The sequence below is a fragment of the Enterobacter sp. 50793107 genome (genome assembly GCF_001463365.1).
Lineage (GTDB): Bacteria > Pseudomonadota > Gammaproteobacteria > Enterobacterales > Enterobacteriaceae > Enterobacter > Enterobacter cloacae.
Map to the genome: position 1 here is coordinate 278690 of NZ_LNII01000158.1, position 24930 is coordinate 303619.

Annotated in this window: 25 protein-coding genes and 3 tRNA genes; 6 read left to right on the plus strand and 22 right to left on the minus strand. The window is 51.9% G+C overall.

Annotated elements, in window-relative coordinates; translation table 11 throughout:
- Nucleotides 1–67: 67 nt before the first annotated feature.
- Both APU11_RS21265 and APU11_RS27300 read left to right on the plus strand, forming a co-directional pair.
- Nucleotides 68–550 (plus strand): Hcp family type VI secretion system effector, encoded by a 483-nt coding sequence (locus APU11_RS21265; RefSeq protein WP_013096029.1) that lies wholly within the window; start codon nt 68–70, stop codon nt 548–550.
- A gap of 17 nt (nt 551–567) precedes the next feature.
- Nucleotides 568–1023, plus strand: a complete 456-nt coding sequence (locus tag APU11_RS27300) for a DUF2778 domain-containing protein (protein ID WP_310794041.1) — start codon at nt 568–570, stop codon at nt 1021–1023.
- 332 nt (nt 1024–1355) lie between these two features.
- On the opposite strand, the gene APU11_RS21275 is transcribed toward APU11_RS27300, so the two are convergent.
- The 6 genes from APU11_RS21275 to uvrY all read right to left on the minus strand — a co-directional run bounded on the left by APU11_RS21275 (nt 1356) and on the right by uvrY (nt 4894).
- A tRNA-Leu gene (locus APU11_RS21275) sits at nt 1356–1442 on the minus strand.
- Between the two features lie 12 nt (nt 1443–1454).
- Nucleotides 1455–1528, minus strand: a tRNA-Cys gene (locus tag APU11_RS21280).
- Nucleotides 1529–1575: 47 nt separating this feature from the next.
- A tRNA-Gly gene (locus tag APU11_RS21285) sits at nt 1576–1651 on the minus strand.
- 152 nt (nt 1652–1803) lie between these two features.
- Nucleotides 1804–2352: a CDP-diacylglycerol--glycerol-3-phosphate 3-phosphatidyltransferase gene (pgsA, locus tag APU11_RS21290; protein ID WP_013096028.1), complete on the minus strand. Its 549-nt coding sequence runs from the start codon at nt 2350–2352 to the stop codon at nt 1804–1806.
- 56 nt (nt 2353–2408) lie between these two features.
- Nucleotides 2409–4241: an excinuclease ABC subunit UvrC gene (gene uvrC, locus APU11_RS21295; protein ID WP_013096027.1), complete on the minus strand. Its 1833-nt coding sequence runs from the start codon at nt 4239–4241 to the stop codon at nt 2409–2411.
- A complete protein-coding gene (uvrY, locus tag APU11_RS21300) occupies nt 4238–4894 on the minus strand; it encodes a UvrY/SirA/GacA family response regulator transcription factor (protein ID WP_013096026.1) in 657 nt (218 codons plus the stop codon). Before uvrY ends, uvrC begins: the two co-directional genes overlap by 4 nt.
- A 466-nt stretch (nt 4895–5360) precedes the next feature.
- Between uvrY and APU11_RS21305 the strand changes: the two genes are divergently transcribed.
- A complete protein-coding gene (locus APU11_RS21305) occupies nt 5361–5585 on the plus strand; it encodes a DUF2594 family protein (protein WP_013096025.1) in 225 nt (74 codons plus the stop codon).
- 65 nt (nt 5586–5650) lie between these two features.
- Here APU11_RS21305 and sdiA read toward each other — a convergent pair whose 3' ends face one another.
- The 16 genes from sdiA to APU11_RS21385 form a co-directional block, all read right to left on the minus strand.
- A complete protein-coding gene (gene sdiA / locus APU11_RS21310; RefSeq protein ID WP_058650820.1) occupies nt 5651–6373 on the minus strand; it encodes a transcriptional regulator SdiA in 723 nt (240 codons plus the stop codon).
- Between the two features lie 221 nt (nt 6374–6594).
- Nucleotides 6595–7347, minus strand: a complete 753-nt coding sequence (gene tcyN / locus APU11_RS21315; RefSeq protein WP_013096023.1) for an L-cystine ABC transporter ATP-binding protein TcyN — start codon at nt 7345–7347, stop codon at nt 6595–6597.
- Entirely contained in the window at nt 7344–8012 is a 669-nt protein-coding gene (gene tcyL / locus APU11_RS21320) for a cystine ABC transporter permease (protein WP_013096022.1), read from the minus strand. Before tcyL ends, tcyN begins: the two co-directional genes overlap by 4 nt.
- A 21-nt stretch (nt 8013–8033) precedes the next feature.
- Nucleotides 8034–9020 (minus strand): D-cysteine desulfhydrase, encoded by a 987-nt coding sequence (gene dcyD / locus APU11_RS21325; protein ID WP_020687612.1) that lies wholly within the window; start codon nt 9018–9020, stop codon nt 8034–8036.
- 107 nt (nt 9021–9127) lie between these two features.
- Complete coding sequence (gene tcyJ, locus APU11_RS21330) at nt 9128–9928, minus strand: cystine ABC transporter substrate-binding protein (RefSeq protein WP_048972056.1); 801 nt, start codon at nt 9926–9928, stop codon at nt 9128–9130.
- A gap of 86 nt (nt 9929–10014) precedes the next feature.
- Nucleotides 10015–10566: a flagella biosynthesis regulatory protein FliZ gene (gene fliZ, locus APU11_RS21335; protein ID WP_013096019.1), complete on the minus strand. Its 552-nt coding sequence runs from the start codon at nt 10564–10566 to the stop codon at nt 10015–10017.
- Between the two features lie 54 nt (nt 10567–10620).
- Entirely contained in the window at nt 10621–11340 is a 720-nt protein-coding gene (locus tag APU11_RS21340; RefSeq protein WP_013096018.1) for an RNA polymerase sigma factor FliA, read from the minus strand.
- A gap of 148 nt (nt 11341–11488) precedes the next feature.
- Nucleotides 11489–12226, minus strand: coding sequence for a class I SAM-dependent methyltransferase (locus tag APU11_RS21345; RefSeq protein WP_058650822.1), 738 nt, complete (start codon nt 12224–12226; stop codon nt 11489–11491).
- Nucleotides 12223–12675 (minus strand): GNAT family N-acetyltransferase, encoded by a 453-nt coding sequence (locus APU11_RS21350; protein WP_058650824.1) that lies wholly within the window; start codon nt 12673–12675, stop codon nt 12223–12225. Before APU11_RS21350 ends, APU11_RS21345 begins: the two co-directional genes overlap by 4 nt.
- Nucleotides 12672–13637: a hypothetical protein gene (locus tag APU11_RS21355; protein WP_058650826.1), complete on the minus strand. Its 966-nt coding sequence runs from the start codon at nt 13635–13637 to the stop codon at nt 12672–12674. Before APU11_RS21355 ends, APU11_RS21350 begins: the two co-directional genes overlap by 4 nt.
- The gene (locus APU11_RS21360) at nt 13631–14593 is read right to left on the minus strand and encodes a glycosylase (protein ID WP_028028148.1); all 963 of its coding nucleotides are present in this window, start codon (nt 14591–14593) and stop codon (nt 13631–13633) included. The genes APU11_RS21355 and APU11_RS21360 overlap by 7 nt, the downstream gene beginning before the upstream one ends.
- Nucleotide 14594: 1 nt before the next feature.
- Nucleotides 14595–15293, minus strand: coding sequence for a WbqC family protein (locus APU11_RS21365; RefSeq protein ID WP_013096013.1), 699 nt, complete (start codon nt 15291–15293; stop codon nt 14595–14597).
- A gap of 12 nt (nt 15294–15305) precedes the next feature.
- Nucleotides 15306–16460: a DegT/DnrJ/EryC1/StrS family aminotransferase gene (locus APU11_RS21370; protein WP_058650828.1), complete on the minus strand. Its 1155-nt coding sequence runs from the start codon at nt 16458–16460 to the stop codon at nt 15306–15308.
- Between the two features lie 3 nt (nt 16461–16463).
- Nucleotides 16464–19799, minus strand: coding sequence for a methyltransferase domain-containing protein (locus APU11_RS21375; protein WP_058650830.1), 3336 nt, complete (start codon nt 19797–19799; stop codon nt 16464–16466).
- Nucleotides 19800–19826: 27 nt separating this feature from the next.
- Nucleotides 19827–21245 (minus strand): hypothetical protein, encoded by a 1419-nt coding sequence (locus APU11_RS21380; RefSeq protein WP_058650832.1) that lies wholly within the window; start codon nt 21243–21245, stop codon nt 19827–19829.
- A gap of 165 nt (nt 21246–21410) precedes the next feature.
- Nucleotides 21411–22247, minus strand: coding sequence for a flagellin FliC (locus APU11_RS21385; RefSeq protein WP_013096009.1), 837 nt, complete (start codon nt 22245–22247; stop codon nt 21411–21413).
- A 380-nt stretch (nt 22248–22627) separates the two neighbouring features.
- On the opposite strand from APU11_RS21385, the gene fliD reads away from it, so the two are divergent.
- The 3 genes from fliD to fliT are packed head-to-tail and all read left to right on the plus strand — an operon-like array spanning nt 22628 to nt 24879.
- Nucleotides 22628–24079 carry a flagellar filament capping protein FliD gene (fliD, locus tag APU11_RS21390; RefSeq protein WP_058650834.1) on the plus strand — a complete coding sequence of 484 codons (1452 nt, stop codon included), beginning with the start codon at nt 22628–22630 and terminating at the stop codon, nt 24077–24079.
- Between the two features lie 15 nt (nt 24080–24094).
- Nucleotides 24095–24505: a flagellar export chaperone FliS gene (gene fliS / locus APU11_RS21395; protein ID WP_060578716.1), complete on the plus strand. Its 411-nt coding sequence runs from the start codon at nt 24095–24097 to the stop codon at nt 24503–24505.
- Entirely contained in the window at nt 24505–24879 is a 375-nt protein-coding gene (gene fliT / locus APU11_RS21400; protein ID WP_013096006.1) for a flagella biosynthesis regulatory protein FliT, read from the plus strand. The genes fliS and fliT overlap by 1 nt, the downstream gene beginning before the upstream one ends.
- Nucleotides 24880–24930 lie beyond the last annotated feature (51 nt).

The window sequence follows — 24930 nt, forward strand, 5'->3', positions numbered from 1 at the left end:
GGCCTGAGTTTGTTGATTTATTAGTCTCTGACAATCACGTCAAACTCACTGAAAAGGAGCTTTCAGAATGGCTATACCCGCATATCTTTGGCTTAAAGATGACGGCGGTGCAAACATTACAGGTTCTGTAGATGTTCAGCACCGTGAAGGTAGTATTGAAGTTCTTGGATTTGGACATGGTTTGCACCTTCCTACTGATAGCGCAACCGGAAAAATCACAGGTACACGAGTTCACTCCGCATTAAATTTTGAAAAAGAATTCGATTCATCAAGCCCATATCTTTATAAAGCTGTGGCGCATGGGCAAACGTTACAATCAGCGGAATTTAAGTGGTACAGAATTAACGACGCTGGGCAGGAAGTTGAATACTTCAATATGTATCTTGAAGGGGTAAAGGTAGTGTCTGTATGCCCCGTCATGCACGATGTGAAAGATCCTACGACTGAAAAGCACAACCATCTTGAAAGCATATCTTTGCGTTATGAACGCATAACCTGGAAGCACTGCGACGGCAATATTATTTTTACTGATTCTTGGGCAGACAGATGATCCGTTGCTATTTTCATATGAATAATGGGCAGCTATCGTCACTAAGTTGTCCTGGTGTGGGTTTTTTCGCCGCCTATTCAGGCAATAAAGGGAAGCACAGAAACAACCCAGATTCTATAGCAATCGCCAAAAGGGGGCCTCTTCCTCCGGGTAATTATTACATTGTTGTAAGATCTCGGGGTAATCTTAAAAACCGTACCAGCAATTGGATGAAATCAATTCGAAGCGGATCGGACCGTGACTTATGGTTTGCACTCTTGCGTGAAGATGAACGGATTGATGACACTACTTTTATAAATAAAGTTGAGCGAGGATCATTTCGTCTACACCCGGCAGGAAGCAGTGGCAACAGTGATGGGTGTATAACGCTTGTCTCTCTCAATGATTATATGGTGCTTTGGAGAGCGCTTGTCAGAACCCCATCAACGATGATCACCCCTCAACTACGTGCATTTGGCACTATACAGGTCTAGTGATGAAACCCGTTCACTCAGTGCTTATCTGGCTTGCCGAATTGAGCTTCTTAAGCATTCTTTACTGTATATTCTGTTACTTCACGCCTGATTTGGAGCTATATGACTGGTATGTAGAAAAGTATGGGTTTGTTATCGAAGAGGATTTTCTGGATTACTACACATTAATTCTCTATTTGATAGCGATTGCAGTCACTACTGCATGTATATGGCTGATCGCCATCATACGAACAAAGAGATATTGATTAGCGCATTGTGAAAGAAATAAAAAAACCGCCTTAAGGGGCGGTTTCACGACACTGCTTATTGCTTTGATTATTCTTTGTTTCCCATGGTACCCGGAGTGGGACTTGAACCCACACAGCGCGAACGCCGAGGGATTTTAAATCCCTTGTGTCTACCGATTCCACCATCCGGGCTCGGGAAGAAAGTGGAGGCGCGTTCCGGAGTCGAACCGGACTAGACGGATTTGCAATCCGCTACATAACCGCTTTGCTAACGCGCCGTAAAACTTTTTCAAACTGACACCCGCTATCGCGCATGTCTTTAATCTGGAGCGGGAAACGAGACTCGAACTCGCGACCCCGACCTTGGCAAGGTCGTGCTCTACCAACTGAGCTATTCCCGCATGTCATCAAGTTAACTGCTAACCACTTGATTTCATTATCGTCCGGCTAACTGTGCCGCCGTTCGATGCGTTGCATTCTACTGATATGACGTGATGAGTCAACGTTATTTTTTGCATCCCCGGATCGTTTGCTGAAAATTACGGCGAAACGATCACTGTTCAAGCAAATCTCCGCGCGCCGCGTTCAAATATTGCAGCATTGACCACAGGGTCAGCACCGCGGCAACCCACAGCAGGCCGATTCCCGCCCACTCTACCCAGGCGTTCGGACGCCACAGCATCCAGACCAGCGCCGCCATTTGCGCGGTGGTTTTCACTTTACCGATCCAGGATACCGCCACGCTGCTGCGTTTACCCAGTTCAGCCATCCATTCACGCAGTGCAGAGATGATGATCTCGCGTCCAATCATGGTGGCGGCTGGCAGTGTCACCCACCAGGTGTGGTAATGTTCAGCCACCAGCACCATGGCAATAGCCACCATCACTTTATCGGCCACCGGATCGAGGAAAGCACCAAAACGGGTGCTTTGGTTCCAGCGGCGCGCCAGATAACCATCAAACCAGTCGGTGACCGCGGCAACCAGGAAAATCAGCGCACAGGCAAAAGGGGCCCAGACAAACGGCAGATAAAACGCGAGTACAAAGAACGGGATAAGCACGACGCGAAAGAGAGTGAGCAACGTAGGGATGTTATATTGCATAATGACGGTAACTATTTGTTGTCAGTAAAATTTAGCTCTATGTTGCTACAGAGCCCTCAATGTTTCAACGAGTAGTAGATCTTTTCTGCCAGCCCTTGCGAAATACCCGGCACTTTTGCAATTTCCTCCATGCTGGCGTTGAGTAATCCTTGCAATCCGCCCATATACTTCAGCAGCATCTGGCGACGTTTTGGCCCAACGCCTTCAATGGTCTCCAGCGTGCTGGTGTTTTTCACCTTCGCCCGTTTTTTACGGTGACCGCTGATGGCATGATCGTGCGACTCATCGCGAATATGCTGAATAACATGCAGCGCCGGGGAATCCGGCGGCAGGCTAAAGCCCTCACCTTCCGGCTCGAAGAATAGCGTCTCCAGCCCGGCTTTACGATCGGCCCCTTTTGCCACCCCCAACAGCAGGGGATGGTTTTTATCCCAGCTGACATCCAGGGATTCAAAGACCGCCTTCGCCTGCCCGAGCTGCCCTTTTCCGCCGTCAATCAGGATCACATCCGGGATCTTGCTCTCTTCAATAGCTTTACCATAGCGACGACGCAGCACCTGATTCATTGCCGCATAGTCATCCCCCGGGGTGATGCCGGTGATGTTGTAGCGACGATACTCAGCACGCAGCGGACCGTTCGCATCGAACACCACGCAGGAAGCAACGGTCTGCTCCCCCATGGTATGGCTGATGTCGAAACACTCCATGCGTTTCACTTCCGGCAATTTCAGCAGCGTCGCCAGAGCCGTTAAACGCTGACTCACCGTCGACTGCTGGGAAAGTTTGGTGCTGAGCGCTGTCGCGGCATTGGTACGCGCCAGCTTCAGATAACGCGCACGGTCGCCGCGCGGTTTGGTCTGGACATTCACCCGACGTCCCGCCAGCTCGGATAAGGAATCGGCCAGCAGGGTTTTATCGGCAAGGTTAAAATCAAGCAGGATCTCCGACGGTAGCGTGCGCATCTGGCTCCCCTGCAGATAAAACTGGCCGACAAACGTTTCAACCACTTCACCCAGCTCCGTACCGCCTGGTACTTTCGGGAAATAGCTGCGGCTGCCGAGCACTTTGCCCTGACGAATAAACAGCACATGCACACAGGCCAGACCGGCATCAAAGGCAACGCCGATCACGTCGAGATCGTCACCGGTGTTCGAAACAAACTGTTTCTCCGTCACCCGGCGCACCGCCTGAATCTGGTCACGTATGCGCGCGGCCTCTTCAAACTCCAGCGCGGCGCTGGCTTTCTCCATACGGGCAATCAGTTGGGTCAGGACCTGATCGTCTTTACCGGCTAAAAACAGGCGCACGTACTCAACCTGCTGCGCGTACTCTTCTTCACTCACCAGCCCGGCGACGCAGGGCCCCAGACAGCGGCCAATCTGGTACTGCAGGCACGGACGCGAGCGGTTACGGTAGACACTGTTTTCGCACTGACGAACAGGAAAGATTTTTTGCAGCAGCGCCAGCGTCTCACGCACGGCATAGCCGTTAGGAAACGGCCCAAAGTATTCACCCTTCGCATGTTTCGCACCACGGTGCATCGCGAGCCGGGGATGGGTATCGCCGCTCAGAAAAATAAACGGGTAGGATTTATCATCCCGGAGCAGAACGTTATAGCGCGGCTGATAGAGCTTAATATAGTTGTGCTCAAGCAGGAGTGCTTCTGTCTCCGTATGGGTGACGGTGACATCAATATTCTGGATAAGCGCGACCAGCGCTTCAGTCTTACGGGAGGCAAGGTTGCTGCGAAAATAGCTGGAGAGGCGTTTCTTGAGATCTTTCGCCTTCCCCACGTAGATAACCGTACCGCCAGCGTCATACATGCGATAAACGCCAGGCTGGCTGGTCACGGTTTTCAGAAATGCTTTTGAATCAAATACATCACTCACTGACTTAATAACGTCTCCGCATTACACAGACCATGACGGATGGCAAGATGAGTCAGTTCAACATCACCGTGGATGTTCAGTTTACTGAACATCCGATAACGATAGCTGTTCACCGTTTTCGGGCTGAGATTCAGTTGCTCCGAGATCTCATTTACCTTCTGGCCTTTGGTGATCATCAGCATAATCTGCAATTCACGCTCAGACAAACTGGCAAACGGAGATTCGGTTTTCTCCGGCTCAATCTGGCTCAGCGCCATTTGTTGCGCAATGTCGGAAGCAATGTAACGCTGGCCGGCAAAGACGGAACGAATCGCGTTCACCACTTCCTGCGGCGCGGCGCCTTTACTGAGGTAACCTGCCGCCCCTGCCTGCATCACCTTCGCAGGAAGCGGGTTTTCGGTATGTACGGTCAGCATGATGACTTTTGTGTCAACAAAGGTACGCGCGATTTTGCGTGTTGCTTCAAGCCCACCGATACCGGGCATGTTCATATCCATCAGCACCACATCGGCTGAATTGGTGCGGCACCATTTAACGGCATCTTCGCCACAGCACGCCTCACCGGCAACTTTAATACCTTTTATATCTTCAAGAATGCGTCGTATCCCTGCGCGCACCAGTTCGTGGTCATCAACAAGAAGGACGTTGATCAAAGGGAATGTCTCCAGAATAGGGATAACGCTACTGAGTGATAATTGGCTTTATATTAACGTTTTTCCTCACAAGATTAAAACGTTAAAAAACCGGCTATTCGATTTCGCTCGCGTTTTTGGAAATTAGCCTGTACAGATGCTGGAAAGAAAGCCCGCGCGGTGAGCGCTTGTACGGCTTTTTTTAAGCATCTGTATTCAAAAGGTTACAAAAATCGCTGCCCCGTCACGGTCAAAAAAACAGTTCTCAAATTTTTGTAACAATAATTAACGGCAAGCGAACCGGCCATAAACAATTAATAATCTTCGACCCTGTACAGTTTACTGGCACGCGGTGTTTATGCAAATAAACACCCTGCGGAAAAGTATGAAAAACAACCGCTGCATTTTTTGGAACAGCTTGTGGTATACTCCGCCGCCTTGACTTGCATCATCGCGCGCGAGCGCTGTTTTATAACGAGGAAAATAAATGAGCACACCTGAATTTGCAACTGCGGAGAATAGCCAGGAACTGGCCCAGGAAGTCAACTGCCTGAAAGCCCTGCTGACGCTGATGTTACAGGCAATGGGTCAGGCTGACGCCGGACGTGTGATCATTAAAATGGAAAAGCAAATCGCGCAGATGGAAAACCAGGCTGAGTCAGCGGTATTTGCCAATACCGTTAAGCAAATTAAACAAGCCTACCGTCAGTAAAAAAAACGGCTGAATGTGTTGCATTCAGCCGTTATCTCGTCTGGCACGCAGAACGTTCTCTCTGCTCAGATTAACCCTGTCGCCGCCGCGTAACACGCAATCTGCGTCTTGTTTGGCGCGTTGAATTTCTTCTGCATATTCTTCTGATGGAAGTTAACGGTATTCTCCGAGATAGAGAGAATGATCGCTATTTCCGCTGATGTCTTCCCTTCCGCAGTCCATTTCAGAATTTCCCGCTCACGTTTGCTGAATTTCATTTCGGGTGGCATCACCATCTCATCTTCAAAACGCAGCAGGCTGGTTAACGCCATTTGCAGCAGCATCTGCAACCGCAGCTCTAATTCTTCGCTGGTGACCGCGCCCGCCTGAACGCTGGTACACGAAACGGACAGGAAACCGAGCGCGTGATTTGGCAGCATCAGGCACTGTGTTATTCCCTTACGCAAGCCATGGTCGCGTGCGCCATTCCATAATGCCTCAGCGTCCGCGAATAATTCATCCGTCCAGGGTAAATGGCCCTGAATGAAATTCTCCGGTTTGAGCACCGGATCAATGGCGAAATAATTCTCTGACTGATATTGCGCCATCCACCGTTGTGGATACGTGGCGTGTACAGATATCCTGGGGCGCGTAAATGGCACAGGATGGCGTACACAGAGTGCGTAATAATCAAATTCGAGCGCCTGAGTTTGTCGCTGTAGTTCCTGATATACCTCACTGGCACTGGTCAGTGCCTGAAACCGGAGGAAGCAATCCCGTCGCCAGGTGAAAAAGTCTGAATCCTTCATACTTACTAAATGAAGCCTCTGAAATGATATTCATTATTAAGGTGAATATAACCTAACACATAAAACTTATTTCTAACCACAAAATATCGGCAATAGCACAATTAACTTTAGTTTTGATAAGGTTTATCTGTACTGAGCGGAATAAAAAAACATGGCAGACGAAACCGCGAGAGAATAATTTGCTCCAGAAGAAAAATCTGGAGCAAATGCGTGCAAAAATGCTACTGCATAAGGAATTTTTCAAGGAATTGACGGGTTCGCGGCTGCTGCGGGTTGGCAAATAAACTTTTTGCCGGCCCCTGCTCCACAATCCGTCCTTGATCCATGAAAATAGCCCGGTCGGCGACGTCACGGGCAAAGCTCATTTCGTGAGTCACAATGACCATGGTGCGTTTTTCCTGTGCCAGCTGACGAATAGTGTTAAGCACCTCGCCCACCAGCTCAGGATCAAGCGCAGAAGTGGGTTCGTCAAAGAGGATCACATCCGGGCGCATTGCCAGCGCGCGGGCTATCGCCACACGCTGCTGTTGCCCGCCCGAAAGACGACGCGGATAGCTGGTCTCTTTCCCTGCCAGCCCCACTTTGGCAAGCAGTTCACGCGCGCGCGCCGTGGCTTCCTCTTTTGGTTCACCTTTCACAATCACCGGACCTTCAATAATGTTCTCCAGCACCGTCCGGTGCGGGAACAGATTGAAGCTCTGGAAAACAAACCCCACGTGCTGGCGCAGTTGGCGGATCAGGCCTTTTTGCTGGCTGATGGATTTCCCGGTATCAATGGTGATCTCCCCTACCCGAATGGTGCCTCCCTCCGGCTGTTCAAGCAGGTTAATGCTGCGCAGCAGCGTGGTTTTTCCTGAGCCGCTCGGGCCGATAATCGCCACCACTTCACCCTGCTCCACCTCCAGATCGATCCCGTGGAGCACCGTTTGCCCGTGGAATTTCTTCACCAGGTTTTTAACGTCGATAGCACTCATTTTGGATCACGCTCCTGGCGGTTAAGCTGGTTTTCAAAATAGTTTTGCAGGGCAGACAGCACCGTCGCCATCACCCAGTAGATCAGCGAGGCAGCAAGATACATGGTAAACACTTCAAGCGTGCGCGAGGTGATAAGCTGCGCCTGACGGAACAGCTCCGGCACCTGAATCGTCGCCGCGAGCGAGGTGTCTTTCACCAGGCTGATAAAGCTGTTGCTAAGCGGCGGCAATGCCACCCGCGCCGCCTGCGGCAGAATGGCCCGGCGCAAGGTTTGCCACGGTGTCATACCGATACTGGCCGCGGCTTCCCACTGCCCTTTATCAATCGACGAAATTGCCGCACGCAGGGTTTCCGAGGTATACGCCGCCGTATTAAGCGACAGACCAATCATCGCCGCCGGGATCGGGTCCAGTTCAATCCCGAACTGTGGTAAACCGTAGTAGATCATAAAGAGCTGCGCGATAAGCGGCGTGCCGCGAAACACAGAGATATAAAAACGAGCCAGCCAGCGCACCGGCCAGACGGGCGACATACGCATTAAGGCCAGCACAAACCCGAGGACCAGGCCGAAGAACATGCCACCAATACTGAGCTGTAAGGTGAACACCGCGCCTTTCAGCAGGAACGGCAGCGAATCGATAACCAGTTGAATACTTTCTTGCATTATTATTTTTCGACCTGATTTTTAGACATGAGGATGATAGGCAAACAGCGCGGGCGCGCCGCCGGTGTGCACAAATAAAATCGGGCCTTCATCCTTAAAGCGTTTCTGCGCAATGCCATCAATAAGCCCGGCCATCGCTTTGCCCGTATAGACCGGATCCAGCAGTATGCCCTCAAGGCGCGCCAGCAGTTTAACCGCTTCCATTCCCTCTTCGTTCGGCGTGCCGTAACCCGGCGCAAAATAGTCGTCCCACAGCAGAATATCGGCCTTTGCCTTCAGCTCCAGCTGTTCTGCCACCGCCTGCTGCAAGCTCACCACTTTGGGTTTCTGATCCGCAACGCTGCGCGATACCGTCACACCAATCAGCTCAACGTCCGGCAGCAGGTGCTCCAGCCCGACGGCCAGCCCCGCGTGCGTACCTGCACTGCCAGAGGCAACCACCACTGACGAGAGGCTCACCGCCCCTTCGCACTGCTGAGCAATCTCCAGCGCGCTTTCCACATACCCCAGCGCACCCAGCGCATTCGAGCCGCCCACCGGAATGACATACGGACGAAAGCCCTGTGCTTCAAGGCGTGTGGCCAGCTCATCGAGCTGTGCGGTCGGGTCGGTCAACGCATCGACCATTTCAACCTGCACGTTAAAGAGATCTAGCAGCAGACGGTTACCGTTGGTCAGGTAGTTCTCTGCCCGTGTACCGATTGGGTTTTCCAGCAACGCCACGCAGTGCAGCCCAAGTTTTGCCGCCACCGCCGCCGTCTGGCGAACGTGGTTGGACTGAATCGCCCCTGCGGTGACGAGCGTATCCGCCCCTTCACGCAGCGCGTCAGCCGCCAGAAACTCCAGTTTGCGCAGCTTATTGCCCCCCATCGCCATTGGCGTCACGTCATCACGCTTAATAAAAATATCGCGTCCTAAATAGTCAGAAAATCGCGGCAGATACTCCAGCGGCGTCGGCGCGCCGATAAACTCCAGGCGGGGAAAGCGCGTTAAATTCTGTAGTGACATGGGTTCTCCGGTAACTCAGACAAAATGTAATATTTTTCATTATGCACGCAGACGCGTAAGAAATAAAAAAGGCGCTTTTAAAAGCGCCTTTTTTTAACGTCAAAGACTTATTTGGTGACGTCTGCCCCAAACCACTTCTCAGAAAGCGCTTTCAGGCTGCCGTCTTTTTGCATATCCGCAATGGCGGAGTCGATCGCCTTGACTAGGTCTTCGTTACCTTTACGGACAGCAACCCCGGATTCCTGACGAGAGAACGCATCACCGGCGACCGCCAGGGTGTTGTTGGTTTTCTTCACCAGATCCAGCGCCGCCAGACGGTCAACCAGGATGGCATCGATACGGCCAACGCGGAGATCCTGGTATTTTGTCGGGTCATCATCATAGGTGCGGATATCCACACCCTGAACGTTCTGGCGCAGCCACTCTTCGTAGTTGGTTCCCAGACCGACACCGACTTTTTTACCTTTCAGATCCGCGGCCGTTTTGATTGAGCCTTCGTTGCCTTTCTTCACCAGCGCCTGGATACCGGACACGGTGTACGGCGTGGAGAAGTCATACTTCTTCTTACGCTCGTCAGAAATGGTCACCTGGTTAATCACCACATCAATACGTTTGGAATCCAGCGACGCCAGCATACCGTCCCATTTGGTCGGTTTCAGGGACGCTTTCACCCCAAGGTGTTTCGCCAGTTCTTCTGCAAATTCCACTTCGAAACCGGTCAGTTTACCATCATCACCCTGGAAGCTGAACGGAGGATAGGTTCCTTCCAGCCCGACCAACAGCGTACCGCGCTCTTTCACTTTGTTAAGCAGGTTCTCTGCGGCGAAGGTGTTCACGCTCATTCCCGCGACCAGCGCAACGGCCATAACGCCCATCAGCGCCTGACGACCCAGAAGTGCTAATTTCATAAGTACCCCGATATAGTGGAATTTTTGTGTAGTGTAGAGAAATCGCCTGCAAGGTCAAAGGCGACTGCGCTACATCTTATTCTTTTTTAATATATATCAGAAGTTGTCCCGGCGTGGGCTTTCTGCTTTACCGCCGCCGGCATTTGGACCTTATATTGTGCGTACTTGCGCAGCGCAATACGGTAGTTATTGGTACTGGTCGCAGGCAGCCACGGCTCCAGGTTTTCATCCAGATAGCCGGTCTTGAGCAGATCGCGGGAAATGTTATTCACGGTGAGATGCTGTCCCAGGCGACGCAGGCGAACCACGTATTCGCGAACGGTCCCGTGACTCATCTCGGTCTGTTCAAACAGGAACTGTTTGAAACCGATAATATCGAAGAAGTCGCTTTGCTCTTTGCAGTGGAGATCGCCACAGAAACGGCAAAGCGCCACCCACTCTTTCTGCTCTTCGAGCCACGCGGCTTCGTCCATCAACGTGTCGAGACGAGAAATCGCAATTTTATTGACGATTTCGCCACGACGAACCAGCGTGATACGATCGAGTAACTTGTTACAGTGGGCGCAATGCGTCTGGCTGTGTTTAAAGTCTTTCAGGTAGCGGCTTAAAGGCCGTCTTTTAGATTGCTGCACCGTCATGATAACTCCTGGTTGTCAATACGTTGTGCGGCATTTTTCAGGTGAATCAATCACCTATAACTTACCCAGCTTGGTTCGTAAGCGTTTGATGGCCTGGCTGTGCAGCTGGCTTACCCGCGACTCCCCCACTTCCAGAACAGCGCCAATCTCTTTGAGATTAAGCTCTTCCTGATAATAGAGGGTTAACACCAGCTGTTCGCGCTCTGGCAAAGCTTCAATGGCTTCCATCACGCGCTGGCGTAAATTACCTTCCATTAAATGGTGTAACGGGTTTTCTTGCTGATGCTCATCCGTCACCAGCTCGATGCTATCGCCATGCTCTTCGCGCCACTCGTCATAAGAGAAGAGTTGGCTATTATTGGTATCGAGCAACATCTGACGATACTCTTCAACAGGAATACCAAGCCGTTCCGCCACTTCCGTTTCCGTCGCGTTGCGTCCCAGTTCCTGTTCCAGCTGCCCCATCGCATGCGCCACTTCGCGCGCGTTGCGGCGAACACTGCGCGGCACCCAGTCCCGGCTGCGCAGCTCGTCCAGCATCGCACCACGAATACGCTGAACTGCGTAAGTGGTAAATGCCGTTCCTTGCAGAGCGTCGTATCGGTCAACTGCATTCAATAACCCGATACCGCCCGCCTGTAGCAGATCGTCCAGTTCCACGCTCGCCGGCAAACGCACCTGGAGGCGCAATGCTTCGTGACGCACCAGCGGGACATAACGCTGCCACAGCGAGTGTTTATCCATTACACCTTCAGCGGTATAGAGTGAATTCACGATAAACAGCCCTGCGTTAGTTGAGTTATCGGCATGATTATCCGATTCTGCAGGGCGTTCAATTGGATGAATAGTGGGTAAAATAAGGGGTTATTTGGGGGTTACCGATGCATGTCGGGATAACATGCATCCTGCAGCAGGAATAACGTCAGCCTTTTTTACACAGCAAGAATATGCTTGAACATAAATCAGGGTATTGATGGCCTAACTCGTAGCAGCCCTCAAGATATTGCGTCGAGATGATATCCGTCTGTAAAAGTTTATCCCACTGGAAATTAGCCAGCGCTTTGAAAAAAATACCTGTGCGATAAACCACATTCAGTCCGGCAAGACGGGCATCTCTCTCAAGCGTATCCAGAGAATAAGTGCAACGATGGCCATGGAGAAACTCGGCCTCCGTCACCGCACTATTATGCGAGATTAATCCCATTTTGACCGCAATCTGTCGGGAAGCGGCATGCGCATTGGGACACACCAGAAAAAGGTGTCCGTCATCCGTTAGCCATTCATCATTAATGCGTTTTAAGAGGTTAACGGGATCGTCAATATGCTCCAGCACATGGGTGAGAACAATATTGTCATAACGCTCAGGAAGTTGAACATCCTCAAAGCGGGAATGGACAAACGAGACATTTTTTCCCAGGCGCTTACGGGCGATGGCCATCGCCTCTTCGGAAGCTTCCACGCAGGTGATGGCGTTAAATTTTTCAGCCAGGCGTGCGGTGAAATCACCTTTAAAACTACCCAGTTCAAGTAAATTACCCGGCTTAAAGAACGGTGTGAACGCACGAATCATAAAAGGGTGCATCACATCAAAATCAAAGTTATAGGCGTACTGATGATCGGCAGTATCCTTGATTTCCAGATTGTAATCACGAAGGGTCATGTTGTTTTCTCTCTCTGTAAAGTCATGGTTATCTTTGAACCGTTTGCTATTCCAAAGGTAAAACCATGCTTTAGATATAAACGTTGTGCCGACACGTTATTCTTATCGACTTCAAGATTAATTTCAGTCACACCCTGGGAGTGTAAATGTGCAATGCTTTGAATTAACAGCTGACTACCCATGCCGCAATGCTGAGCGTCCGGCAAAACGGAAACATTGGTAATAAATCCCTGCTGACGCTGCGCGTTATAATAGGCAGCCACCAGTCCGCTGAGGGTGTTGTTTTGCCAGGCTTCGCTTCGCCATGCCCGCGCCACTATTTTTTGGGCATAGTCCTGTAACGCTATTCTTTCGCTGATTGACGCAATAAATAGCGGGTCACACCGGTTAAAATGTTCGACTATATCCTCCCGAGAGGCGCGGTTTTGACAAAACACCCAGCGATTCATAACACCAGTTCCGCAAGGCCGAAGCCCGCTTTGCCAAACGCATTACCGTTATAAAGCAAATAGACTTTTTCATCGCAGCGGAAAAGATGGGGATAGCACTGCATTTCGCTGTCCCAGTCATCCGCGGACGCGAGCGACGCCATCTGGCTATCATCACGATGCCAGTGGTGTAAATCATCAGACCAGGCATAGCCCAGACGATAACCGCGCCCCTGCCCAGTACGGAAATCGAAACACTCCCGGAAGCAAAAGACCATATGATACCGGCCATTGATTTCAATCACCGTCGGCAGCGCCTGGCATTCGTCTTCCCCCAGCACCGAAGGAATGATTTGCTGGCTGTCACGCTGCCAGTTGATGCCATCGTCTGATTCCGCATGGGCAATTTTATAAATGCGATCCGGCACCGATTCCGGCGTGCGCTTTTTCCAGCCCGTGCCAAAGATGTACCACATGTGGAAACGTTCACGGGTATGGATGACAAAGGCATCACCCACTAAGTGTGGCTCGTGCAATGAGGGGCCCATCACCGGCCCGGTACCGACACGGGTGAAGTGTTCGCCATTGTCTGTGCTTACTGCCAGACCAATGGCCGTATCAACCGAGACCGAAACGCGACGGTTCCACCCGGTTGTCCAGGCCATGATTTTGCCGTCGTGACGCAGAACGTTGCAGGGGAAAATACCGTGCTCGTCGAATGTGCCCAGTTCAGCAGGAGCAAGCACCGGCTCGGGACTGATGCGAAGCACCTCCCGCAGAGATTTATCCATATCCACATAGCAGACGCGGCTGATGAACTTTGCTGAGTGCTTTTCTTGCTCACGCGTGGAGAAGTAGATACGGACAAAGTCATCAAACACCAGCGCTTGCGGAGACTGAGCAAACCCCACCCCATTTGCCAGAGGAGGAAACTGTGACGGCGAATAGATAAGTCCGTGCTTACGCCAGTTCAGGGTTAGCATAATTTGCCCTCAAGTTGTGCCAGGCCAAAGCCATAGCGGCCCACCTGATCCCCCAGATAAGCCATGTAAATAGTGCCATCCAGTTCAAATACGTGGGGGTAGCTGATCATCTCGGCATCCCACCCGGAGGCAGACACATCAATGCCAGCTTTACTGTCATCCCGATGCCACGTGATCATATCCAGACTCCACGCGTAGCCGATGCGGTAACCGTTCTGCTTTCCGCGATAATGGGCGCTGTAGCGGTAGCAAAAGAACATATGGTATTTGCCGTTGGCGTAAAAGACATCCGGGCTGGCCTGCGCCTCGTCCTCTTCGATACGGCTGGGGATCAAATCTTTATTCAGCTTCGTCCAGTTGATGCCATCGTCAGAGGTCGCCATGCGGATCTTGTAGACCGGCTCTGCGCGGCCATCCACCCACTTCCATTTGCGCCCGGCGATATAAAAAAGCTGCCACTGGTTATTGAATCTGCGAATTTTTGGCCCACTCATCACAAACGGCTCATCCGGTGAGTAGCCAATTGCCGGTCCCGGGCCCGCTTTAACAAAGGTTTCCCCCTGGTCATGGCTCACCGCCATGCCAATTGCCACGTTAAACGGCACCGATTCGCAGCGGGTCCAGCCTGCATACCAGGCTTTTACCACATCGTTATCGCGCATTACGGAGACGGGATAGGTTCCAAATTCGTCGAACTCTCCGTATCCGCCCAACGGGAGAATCGGTTCGCGGGCGACGCGCAACACGTGGAAGAGATCGTCTCGTGCCAAATCGACCCAGGCGGAGTAGCTGACATATTTTCCCTGTTCATCGGCGGGTGGACGGCAGGAGAAATAGACGCGTACGAAATCATCAAAGATCAGCGTCGCAGGGGCCTGCGCAAACTCTTTAAGCCAGGGGAGATGGGTCACTTCCTGCGGGGTAAAGACCTTACCCAATTTTTTCCATGTAAACATATTAAATTAACTCATAACCATGCTGGAGGCGACGAACCACCTCATTGCGAGGGTTAAACATCATGACGTCAATAATCGACAGCCACGGAATAAACGCCGCGTCAGAATGCGGGTAGTGCCACGGCTGCGGCTGGATAAATTTCAGCTCAAGTCCGCGGTCGACAAAATCCTCCCGGGAATAGAGCGCCATGCCCCCCGGGGGATTAATATACGTACGGGCGTTCATCACCTGACAAATATCGATGACGCGATCCTGAGACTTTAACGCGTGATTCGCCGGTAATGAGGACGAGACAATCAGCTCGCAGGAGAAGCCAAAATAGTCCCGCAGCCGGTTCAGCCCCTGCCACAGATAATTAAACAGGTTTTCGTCCGGGTTCTGAATAATCTCCTCAACAACCGGCATTACCGCAGAAAATGAGGGGGCGTGGCGATACGCCCCGATTATCTGATTGCACAGCTTATTGCGGTCAAATGTGGCTGAGAGCTGCCGCTCCCTGATATCCAGAAAGTCCGAGTCTTTTTTTAGCGGCAGCGAGATTAACGACTCCGCACCGCGAACCTGAATACGGTTACGGTTAATCCACCCTTTTTTCGTGTATTTGATGTTGTCATACACCACGAAAGCATCAACGGCCGCCATGAGCTGAAAATAGCCGCAATACGGGAAAAAATAGGGTTGCATGATCGCCAGCTTCATCGGGTTCCTTTCCTATCCATTGACCACCAGCGCAGGCTCTGCCGCATGAGCAGCATCGATAAACAAGCCCTGAATAATCTCAATAATACGTCGCTGATCGGCCACCGGCAGTCCGGGATAGATAGGCAGGCAGAGCACCGCATGAGAAATTTCATCGGCAACCGGGAGATGTTGTACATTCGCCGTCGGGAAGTGGCGATACATCGGGAAGGCGCTGATAAGCGGGTAGAAATAACGGCGGGCATAGATATTATGCTTACGTAATTCCGCATAAATCGCATCCCGGCTGACCACCGAATCTGCGCGAATAAGTACCGGGAAGTAAGAGTAATTCCATTCAATATTACTGGCCGGTTTAATGTATTCCAGCGCCGGAAGCGCGGCATCGAGCAGTTCAACGTAACGCTGATAAATCACCGCGCGCTCCTGCAGCGCACCGTCAATATACTTTAATTGCAGCAGTCCCATGGCCGCCTGCACTTCATTCATTTTGGCGTTAATACCCGGCGCCATCACGATGGTTTCATCGGCAAAACCAAAGTTTTTAAGATAATCGATGCGCTGTTTGGTTTTGGCGTCGTGGCAAATAATGGCGCCCCCTTCGAAGGTGTTAAATACCTTGGTGGCGTGGAAGCTCAGCACGGAGAGATCGCCATAATTGAGAATGCTGGCGTTATCCTGTTTGACGCCGAAACAGTGGGCCGCATCGTAAATCACCTTCAGCCCATAGGTATCGGCAATCTTCTGGATGCGTTCCATATCGCACGGAATACCGTAGCAGTGGACCGGCATGATGGCCGTTGTTTTAGGCGTAATCAGTTCTTCAATGCGATCCGGATCGATATTAAACGTGACAGGGTCAATATCGGCAAACACCGGCGTTAAATCGTTCCACAGCAGGCTGTGAGAGGTGGCGACAAAGGAGTATGGCGTGGTGATCACTTCGCCCGTAATACGCAATGTCTGCAGCGCCGTCAGCAGCGCGAGCGTGCCGTTAGAGAACAGGCAGACATGCTTTACGCCCAGATAGGCCGCCAGCGCCTCTTCCAGTTGCTGATGGAATTGCCCGCTGTTGGTCAAAATTTTACTTTCCCACAAGGTCTCCAGGTAAGGGATAAACTCCTCAAGTGGCGGAAGAAGTGGACTGGTAACGTAGACATTTTTCATAAGTTAATCCTCAGTACCTGTTACCCGGAAACTGTGAGGTGCTTCGTCAGCACACCATTTACGCCAGGCCTGACGTAGGGCCTGCTGGAAAGGAATCGCCACATTGCTCTGCCCCTGCGTCGGGATCGTGCTCCGCATGCTCTGGCGCAAGGCGTTAAGGATTTCCAGTTGGGTTTGCCAGCGCACGGCTTTATCGAAATAGTCCTGCTGACTTTCCGCAACAAATTCATCCAGCCCGTAGATATGCATAATCTCGAGCCCCTGACGGGCAGGATAGGTCGCCCCTGCCAGGGTGAGCGTCGGGACGCCCATCCAGATGCCATGGCTGGTGGTGGTGCCTCCGTTGTATGGGAAGGAGTCAAGGAGCATGTCCACCTCGTGATGCATCTGCAGGTAGGCCTCCATTCCCGTGGTTTTACGGAAGATGAGCTGTTCATCCGCCACGCCCAGCGCATTGAGCTTTTTGCGGTAGCGGGCGATCATCGCGTCATCATCCATAAAACCAATCAGCAGCCTTGACGTGGCGTTATGCTGGAGAATGCGCGCCCACAGCGCGAAGACCCGATCGTTCAATTTTTTAGGACGGTTAAAGCTACCGTAGGTAAACCAGCCGTTCGTCAGGGCTGGCAGCGTATTGACGTCAGGACTGGACGCATCCGGCTCGAAGAAATTATCAAGCGGGATTGCAATCAGCTTCTCCGTGAACTGCGCGTCTATCGCCGCATTTCTGACAAACCCGGTACTGATAATGCGGTAATCCATCTGCGTCATCCCGGTTGTGCCCGGGTAGCCCAGCCAGGTGATTTGCACTGGCGCAGGCTTAAAGGCAAACGCAGGTAACCGCGTTCCGGTGGTATGGCCCGAGAGGTCAAAAAGAATATCGATCCCGTCACTGTGGATCTGTTTTGCCAGCTCAACGTTATTGAGATCGGTAACGGATAACCACTTCGTCGAGGTGTTACGGAAGTGCTCCGTGACGGCATCATCTTTATCGAGCGTGCTATAGCCGTAGAGGGAGAACTGTTCCCGGTCCATACCATCCCAGAACGGCCGCAGAAAGCGGCTTACCGGGTGGTTGCGGAAATCGCCGGAGACAAAGCCGACGCGCAGCGGCCGCTCAGGATCCTTGTTACCCTGCCACAGCAGCGCCAGGTCGAATTTTTTCGCCCATGCGCTCACCAGCTCGCCATAAGCAAGATGGCGCTCGAAGAGCACCTCCGGCGAGACGGAAAAATCGTGGGTCAGAACAAACAGCAGGCTGGTGAAGCAGTCAAAATCACCCGGCGCAAACTCGAGCGATTTCTCAAGGAAATAGCGTGCTTCCGTCAGTTTCTGGTTATCACTCAGAATGATGCCCATCATCGCGAGATGCAGCGGGTTCGTGGCGTTATAGCGCAAAGACTCTCTGGCACAGCGTTCAGCCATGGCCATGTTGCGGCGCGAGTGATACACCACCGCCAGCGTATTCCAGAATGACGCGTTGTTTTTATTCAACCGCAGCAGCGCCTGGAGGATGCGGGCTGAATAATGCAACTCACCCTTTTTCTGCAGCACGGTGGCCAGGTCGAACCAGATATCCTGCCCGGCAGAGTAGCGGCTCATCAGTTGACCGAGTGCCGACAAGGCCTCATCCCAGTCCCCCATCAGCAGGCTGGCGCGGGAATAGCAGCGAAGCATATGCAGGTTATGGGGATCGTTTTCAATCTGTCCGCGGATATAATCGCGCGCGTCTTTAGCCAGCCCCGCAGCAATCAGGGCGTTGACGTTTTTGTAGATGAGATCGATAGCAGGATCCTGTTCATCCTTCTCCCCTGCCATTATTTGTCCGTCAGCCAGTAAACCACCCTGCTGCGACCCGACGTTAAGCAGCAACAGCGTATCGATGCTACGTTTGAGATAGTCGACATCCCCCGGGCGTAAATAATGCTGCTGTGCTCTGCGCCACGCTTCAGGGGAGCCTTTCAACAGACCTTTCGCTTTCAGTGCTGAAAAAAGTTCGCTGCTTTTGGCCTGATTGACATCCATGCCTGCAAGTGCAAATTCACGCTCTTCCTGACTAAGAGTGACGCGCGCGCCCCACAGATTAAACGTGACGTCGGCGTCATCGCCTGCCTGAAGAGGTGAAATGAAGGCAAGTTCACGTTCCGGTTGAACATTGTATGGCCCCGGTGAACCGGCCCAGTAGAGTCCCGGAATTTGATTGAGAAACAGATCTTTCAGTGACTCAAGTACCTGCTGGGCGACATCCTCCTCCTTTTCAGGAAGACGGGTGTTGAACACCAGCTGTTCAAACGACAGGCTCAGCGGCCATGCGCCGCCAAGCAGATCGAGAATGTGCAGGGTCGTGGTATTAAGCGTTGAGAAAAACTTCCCTTCCGCGTTGGTGTGAGCATTAACAATCTCACCCCGTTCGTTGCGGTAACGCCTGAAATCACCGGCCCAGTGCAGCGCGTTTAAGCGGGTAAAATCCAGCGCCGCCGCGTTGACGGCATCATCACGGGAAAGCAGGCTGACGCGCTCGCGACGGTTGACGGCAAAATCGAGATATTGCTGCGCGGCAATCGACGTCTGTCCGGATGAGACCAGAGCGTGCAGCTGATGAATTTGCTCGCTAACGCTTTCACCCGTTTCGTACTGCGGCAGCGCATCTCCCACGTAGCGTAACCCGCAGGCGGAAAGGCTATCGTTGAAGTGAATAAACTGCCCGGAGGTATGGGTGGCGCTTGCCAGCATCTCACTAAGAGTGGCGTCGTCAACGTGCTCCATCGTGAGCACATGGTGTTTGATCTCACCTTCCGGCTGAGTCATGGCCAGATAGCTGAGCATGCCGCGAGCAAACGCCACCTGCTCTTCTGGCCGGCCCGCCAGACGTGCATGGAAAGCCAGCGCATCCTGGACATATTGCGCCGCGGACTCAGGCGGGGTAAAGGTTTGATGAATGGCAATCATGCCGCGCGCCGCCAAATGACGACGACACCACTGCAACAGCGCGTCACGCTCTGGCATGCCAGCAGGAATAAAGTCCCCGCGGATCAGAATGTAATCGAACTCACCCGGCGACACGCTCAGCACATCGTTAAGACCCGCCGCAACCAGTTCGATATTGGCGATACCCAGACGCTGCGCCTGCCTCTGCCCCGCTGAAACAGCCTCTTCGTTACTATCAATCCCTATCCCGACACAATCCGGCCAGGCCAGCGCAGCGGATAACAACACATCTCCCTGTCCGCAGCCTAAATCCAGGACGCGCGCATTCTCAGGCGCCCCGGCAGGAAACTGATACAGGGCAGCGGCAGCCTGCAGACTGGATAGCGTGAATCGATTATCTGGATACAACATACAGAGAAAGTTCCATGAGTTCAGTGGTTAGCCAAAATAGGTTTGTTGCATCGCAGCTTTATAGTTCTGGTACGCTTCGCCGCCTGATTTTTGCGTGGTCACGGTCCAGCTGAACGTGTCGTCGGTGTAGCGAATGTCGATCAGTTTCTCCAGCGGCTCGCGATGAATGGCCATCTGTTCTATCGCCGGAAGGGCATCCAGAGAGACCGACAGCGCGACCTGATCAAGGAACCACTCCGCATTACCGCGGCGTAAGTTCCAGTCAATAAAGGTGGCGACAAGCGAAAGGTATTTACGCGAAAGCGTGCCAGGGACCGTATAGACAAAGCCCGCAGGCACCTGCTCCCACGGCGGCGCGCCGTTGCTGTAAGAGAGGACAATCTCACTCTTGGGGAGATGTGGCTCAATATCCGACCAGTTCTTACGCACCAGACAATCCGCATCAAGCACCATGATCGGTGACGTGAATACGCTCAGCGCATAGCTAAGGAAGACAAAGCGTCTTGAGGCATACCAGACGTTGATACCAAAAACAGGCGTAATGGTTTCGGCCGTCGCGGATATCACCATGCCCGGAAAACGCTGGTGCAGGGCATTAACGTGCGCCTTTGTCTCATCATCCGGGTTATAAAGATGCAGGTGAACGTTAAGCCCATCGCCGTTGGTGTGGTAGACAGACCCTAACAGCGTCAGGGCATGATCGAAGTAATAACGTTTGTCGCACGCCACCAGAACCGTGGTTTTTCCGTTTTCTTCCGCCGGAAGAAGCCACTCGTAGTGCGAAAAATCAGGCTCATAATCAGGCATTTTCAGGGCGGAAAAATCGATGAACGATTCGGGACAGCCACCCAGCTTATGAATGCCCGTGACGATCATCAGCATCGTTAACGCGTCTTCACCAATATGTTCAGGATTGGCGGTCAGCTGCTGGATAAGCGTCTGCATCTGATTAAAATCATCTTCCATCAGACAAACCAACAACAATATTTTCATCACGGTTGGGGATGGACTCACCGCCGCGTAGTAGTTAGAAATCAGGAATAAGGCGGCGTCAATTTCGTTAATGCGGAAGAAGACCTGAATACCCGCCACCAGTAGATTAATGCTGTTGTCGTGTTGAAGCGCCTCTACCACCCAGCCGGTAATGGTGTCGCTCATCTCTTTTGAAAATGGCGTGGGCTTCCCTTCATTTTTAAAATCAAACGCGGCGTTTGCAGCAGCAATCGCGCACAGCATGCGCTTCACGGCGAGTTCTTTGTCTGCATCCAGATCGGTCATGGCTTCCATGATCTGGGGTTCGAGCGTGGCAATATCGGAATTTTTATAATGCAGGATTTCGGTAACGATATGCGCAGGCAATGCATCCGTTTCCGGCAGGAAAATTAACCGTGAAAATTCGTCACGGTAAAACTGATGCAGCGATCGTGTACGCTCGAACTTGTTCATCCCGATTCTCTTAGTAAGATTGCGATTCTTACCCATCGTACAAGGGAATATCCGGGATAATGGAAGGAACACCCCCGGGAATAATGGCTTATTTCGGAGATTGTCTGACGGGCAAAAAAAAAAGGTTGCTGTTTCCAGCAACCTTTTGTGAAACAGGCGCGGCGATTAACGCAGCAGAGACAGCATTGCCTGTGGAACCTGGTTTGCCTGAGACAGTACAGAAGTACCAGCCTGCTGCAGGATCTGCGCGCGAGACATGTTGGAAACTTCGGTAGCGTAGTCAGCGTCCTGGATACGGGACTGAGCAGCAGACAGGTTGTTGATAGAGTTGTTCAGGTTGTTGATGGTAGATTCGAAACGGTTCTGAATCGCACCCATGTTAGAACGCGCGGTATCGATTTTCGCGATTGCAGCGTCAGCAGCAGAGATAACAGCCTGTGCAGAGGCGTTATCAGAGATTGCAGTGCTCAGGCCAGCGCTCAGGGTACCAGAGGTGGCGTTGATCAGCGCGTTGCTGTCGATGGAGATGGTGTCGTTAGAAGAAGTACCTGCACCAACCTGAATTTTCAGCGCGGTAGATACGGAACCGTCCAGCAGTTTCTTACCGTTGAAGTTAGCTGCGCCCGCGATACGGTCGATTTCAGCCAGACGCTGTTTGATTTCAGTGTTGATAGAAGTCAGGTCAGAAGAACCGTTAGTGTCGGTAGCAGCCTGAACAGACAGCTCACGAATACGCTGTAAGTTGGTGTTGATTTCGTTCAGGTTACCTTCAGCAGTCTGAACCAGGGAGATACCGTCGTTGGCGTTACGCGCCGCCTGGGTCATACCTTTAACCTGGGAGGTCATGCGGTTAGCAATCGCCTGGCCAGCAGCGTCATCTTTCGCGCTGTTGATACGCAGACCAGAGGACAGACGCTCGATAGCAGTGCCCAGAGAAGACTGAGATTTGTTCAGGTTGTTCTGAGTGGTCAGGGACAACAGGTTAGTATTGATAACTGCCATAATTTAATTCCTTCAAAAATGGTTTCTAGGGTCGGTGCCTTAACACTCACGGCGTCTCTCACCGTCATGAAAGTTATCGACGGGTCTGAATAAGACTTTAGAAATTTCGTCAAAAAATTATTAACACATTGATTTTAATGAATTTATAGTTATTAAAGTCTATTCAGAACGCCATCAGAAACGCTATTTTTCAGGAAACGTTTTCACATTTTATTCTTCCCACGTTTTTCTTTTATATATGTCTCTCACGCGCCAATAGTGCTATATGGCCGTAAGGTTGAGCGCTATTCAGCCGATAATTTTTTTACCTGAAACGTAAACTATCTGCATAAGTCGCCGATAACTACCTGAAACTACCATTGGCTAAAGGAAATAAAAAAATGGCGAGTAGCTCAATCACTCTCTCTTCAGGCGCGACTATTACGAGTCTGGGCGTAGGTTCAGGTCTGGATCTGGCAACACTGTATAACAACCTCGAAACGGCTGAAAAAACCAAGCTGAACACCATCACCAATCAGCAGACGTCCTATAATGCCCAACTGAGTGCGTTCAGTAAGCTGCAAAGTGCAATGACGTCGCTGAATACCGCCACTGCAGCCCTGGGAAAAACGGACACCTGGAACGCGGCGTCTATTGGCTCGACCAACACCGCCTTCAGCGCCACGACCACGGCCGGTGCAGCGGTTGGTTCCTATAGCGTACAGGTTAAATCGCTGGCGAAAGCTCAGGTATTAACCTCTGCCGTCCAGACCAGTGCCACCGCGCAGCTGGGAGCGACTACCGGTACCACGCGTACCATCACCATCAGCCAGCCAGGCACCACCAAACCGCTGACCGTCGATCTTGCTGACGGCGACACCAGCCTGAACGGTATTGCCAGCGCGATTAACAAGGCTAACGGCAACGTCACGGCAACGGTAGTGAAGTCGAAGGACAACGAGTACACCCTGATGCTGTCCTCGAAAACCACCGGCACGGCCAATGACATGACGGTGACGGTGACCGGTGACGACACCTTAAAAGGCATTATCAGCTACGACTCATCCACGAATACCGGCGCGATGAATCAGCAAACCGCGTCACAAAATGCGTTGGTTACCATCAACGACATCGACATTGAGCGTTCGACCAACACAATTAATGACGCGCTGCCGGGCGTAACCCTCACCCTGAAGGCAGAAAGCACCAAGAGCGAAAATTTAGATGTTACCCGCTCTACCGATGCCACCAAAAAAGCCGTCACGGATTGGGTTACCGCCTACAACTCCCTGCAGTCGACCATCGCCAGCATCACCAAGTATGTGAAAGTGGAAGCCGGTGCCGATCAGTCCGCCAGCAACGGTGCGCTGCTGGGTGACAACACCGTGCGTTCTGTGCAGTCACAGCTGCGCGATATGTTGACCGTGGTCCAGTCTGGCTCCTACGCGATCATGGCCCAGCTCGGTATCACCCAGGATCCTACCGTGGGCGCTGACGGCTCAATGGGTAACCTGAAAATCGACGATGCCAAACTGACAAAAGCGCTCACCGACAGCCCGGAAGCGGTGCAGGCCTACTTTATTGGCGATGGCAAAACAACCGGTCTGGCCACGCAGATGGGCAATACCCTGACCACCATGCTGAGCACGACCACCGGTAAAGAAGGGATCATCAAAAGCGCGACTGACGGTATCAACAGCACATTGAAAACCCTGGATAAGCGCTACGACGCAATGGAAGCGAGCATCGAAGCCACGATGGCCCGTTATAAAGCACAGTTCAACAGTCTTGATACTATGATGAGTAAACTGAATAACACGGCCACCTACCTGAAACAGCAGTTCAGTTCTTAGTCGTAAGGAACGTATATGTATGCACAAAATGGCGCCCGAGCTTATCAGCAGGTCGGGCTGGAAAGCGCGGTGCTGAGTGCCAGTCCGCATCAACTTGTCGTAATGCTGTTTGACGGGGCACTGAGTGCCCTTGTCCGCGCCCGTCTTTTCCTGGACGAAGGTAAAATCACCGAAAAAGGCAAAGCCTTATCGAAGGCGATCAATATTATCGATAACGGGTTAAAAGCCGGTCTGAATATGGAGATCGACAGTGAACTGCCGGGCAACCTTGCCGCGCTGTACGAGTACATGGTCAGACGTTTGTTGCATGCAAATCTGCGTAACGACGTGGAGGCGATTGTAGAGGTCGAAGCGCTGCTCAATAACATTGCGGATGCGTGGAAACAAATTGGTCCCAATGGTCCTTCTTCTCAGGATATCTATTGATGAATAATCCAGCGTCCGCTCTTGATAACTGGCAGGCCCTCTATAACCTCAGCCTTACCATGTTAAAACATGCTCGTTCCGGTCTCTGGGACGAGCTCATTACCCTTGAGATTTCTTATGTTCAGCTGGTAGAGAATATCTCCAAAAACCCTATTTCGGAGGCACATCCGTCCCAGATTGAGCAGGCACGTTTTCTACTCGAGAAGGTTCTGCAAAACGAGACCGAGCTCAAAATGCTGCTTGCCACACGCATGGACGAATTGCGCAGCCTCATTGATCAAACCGGTAAACAGCAATCCATCACATCAACCTATGGAAAGCTGTCAGGGAATATTCTTTATCCAGAAAGTTTGACCCGCGACACACAATTATGATTTCTTCATCCATACTCCAGAAGTCAGCCAAACGGCTTCTGGAGCACGGAC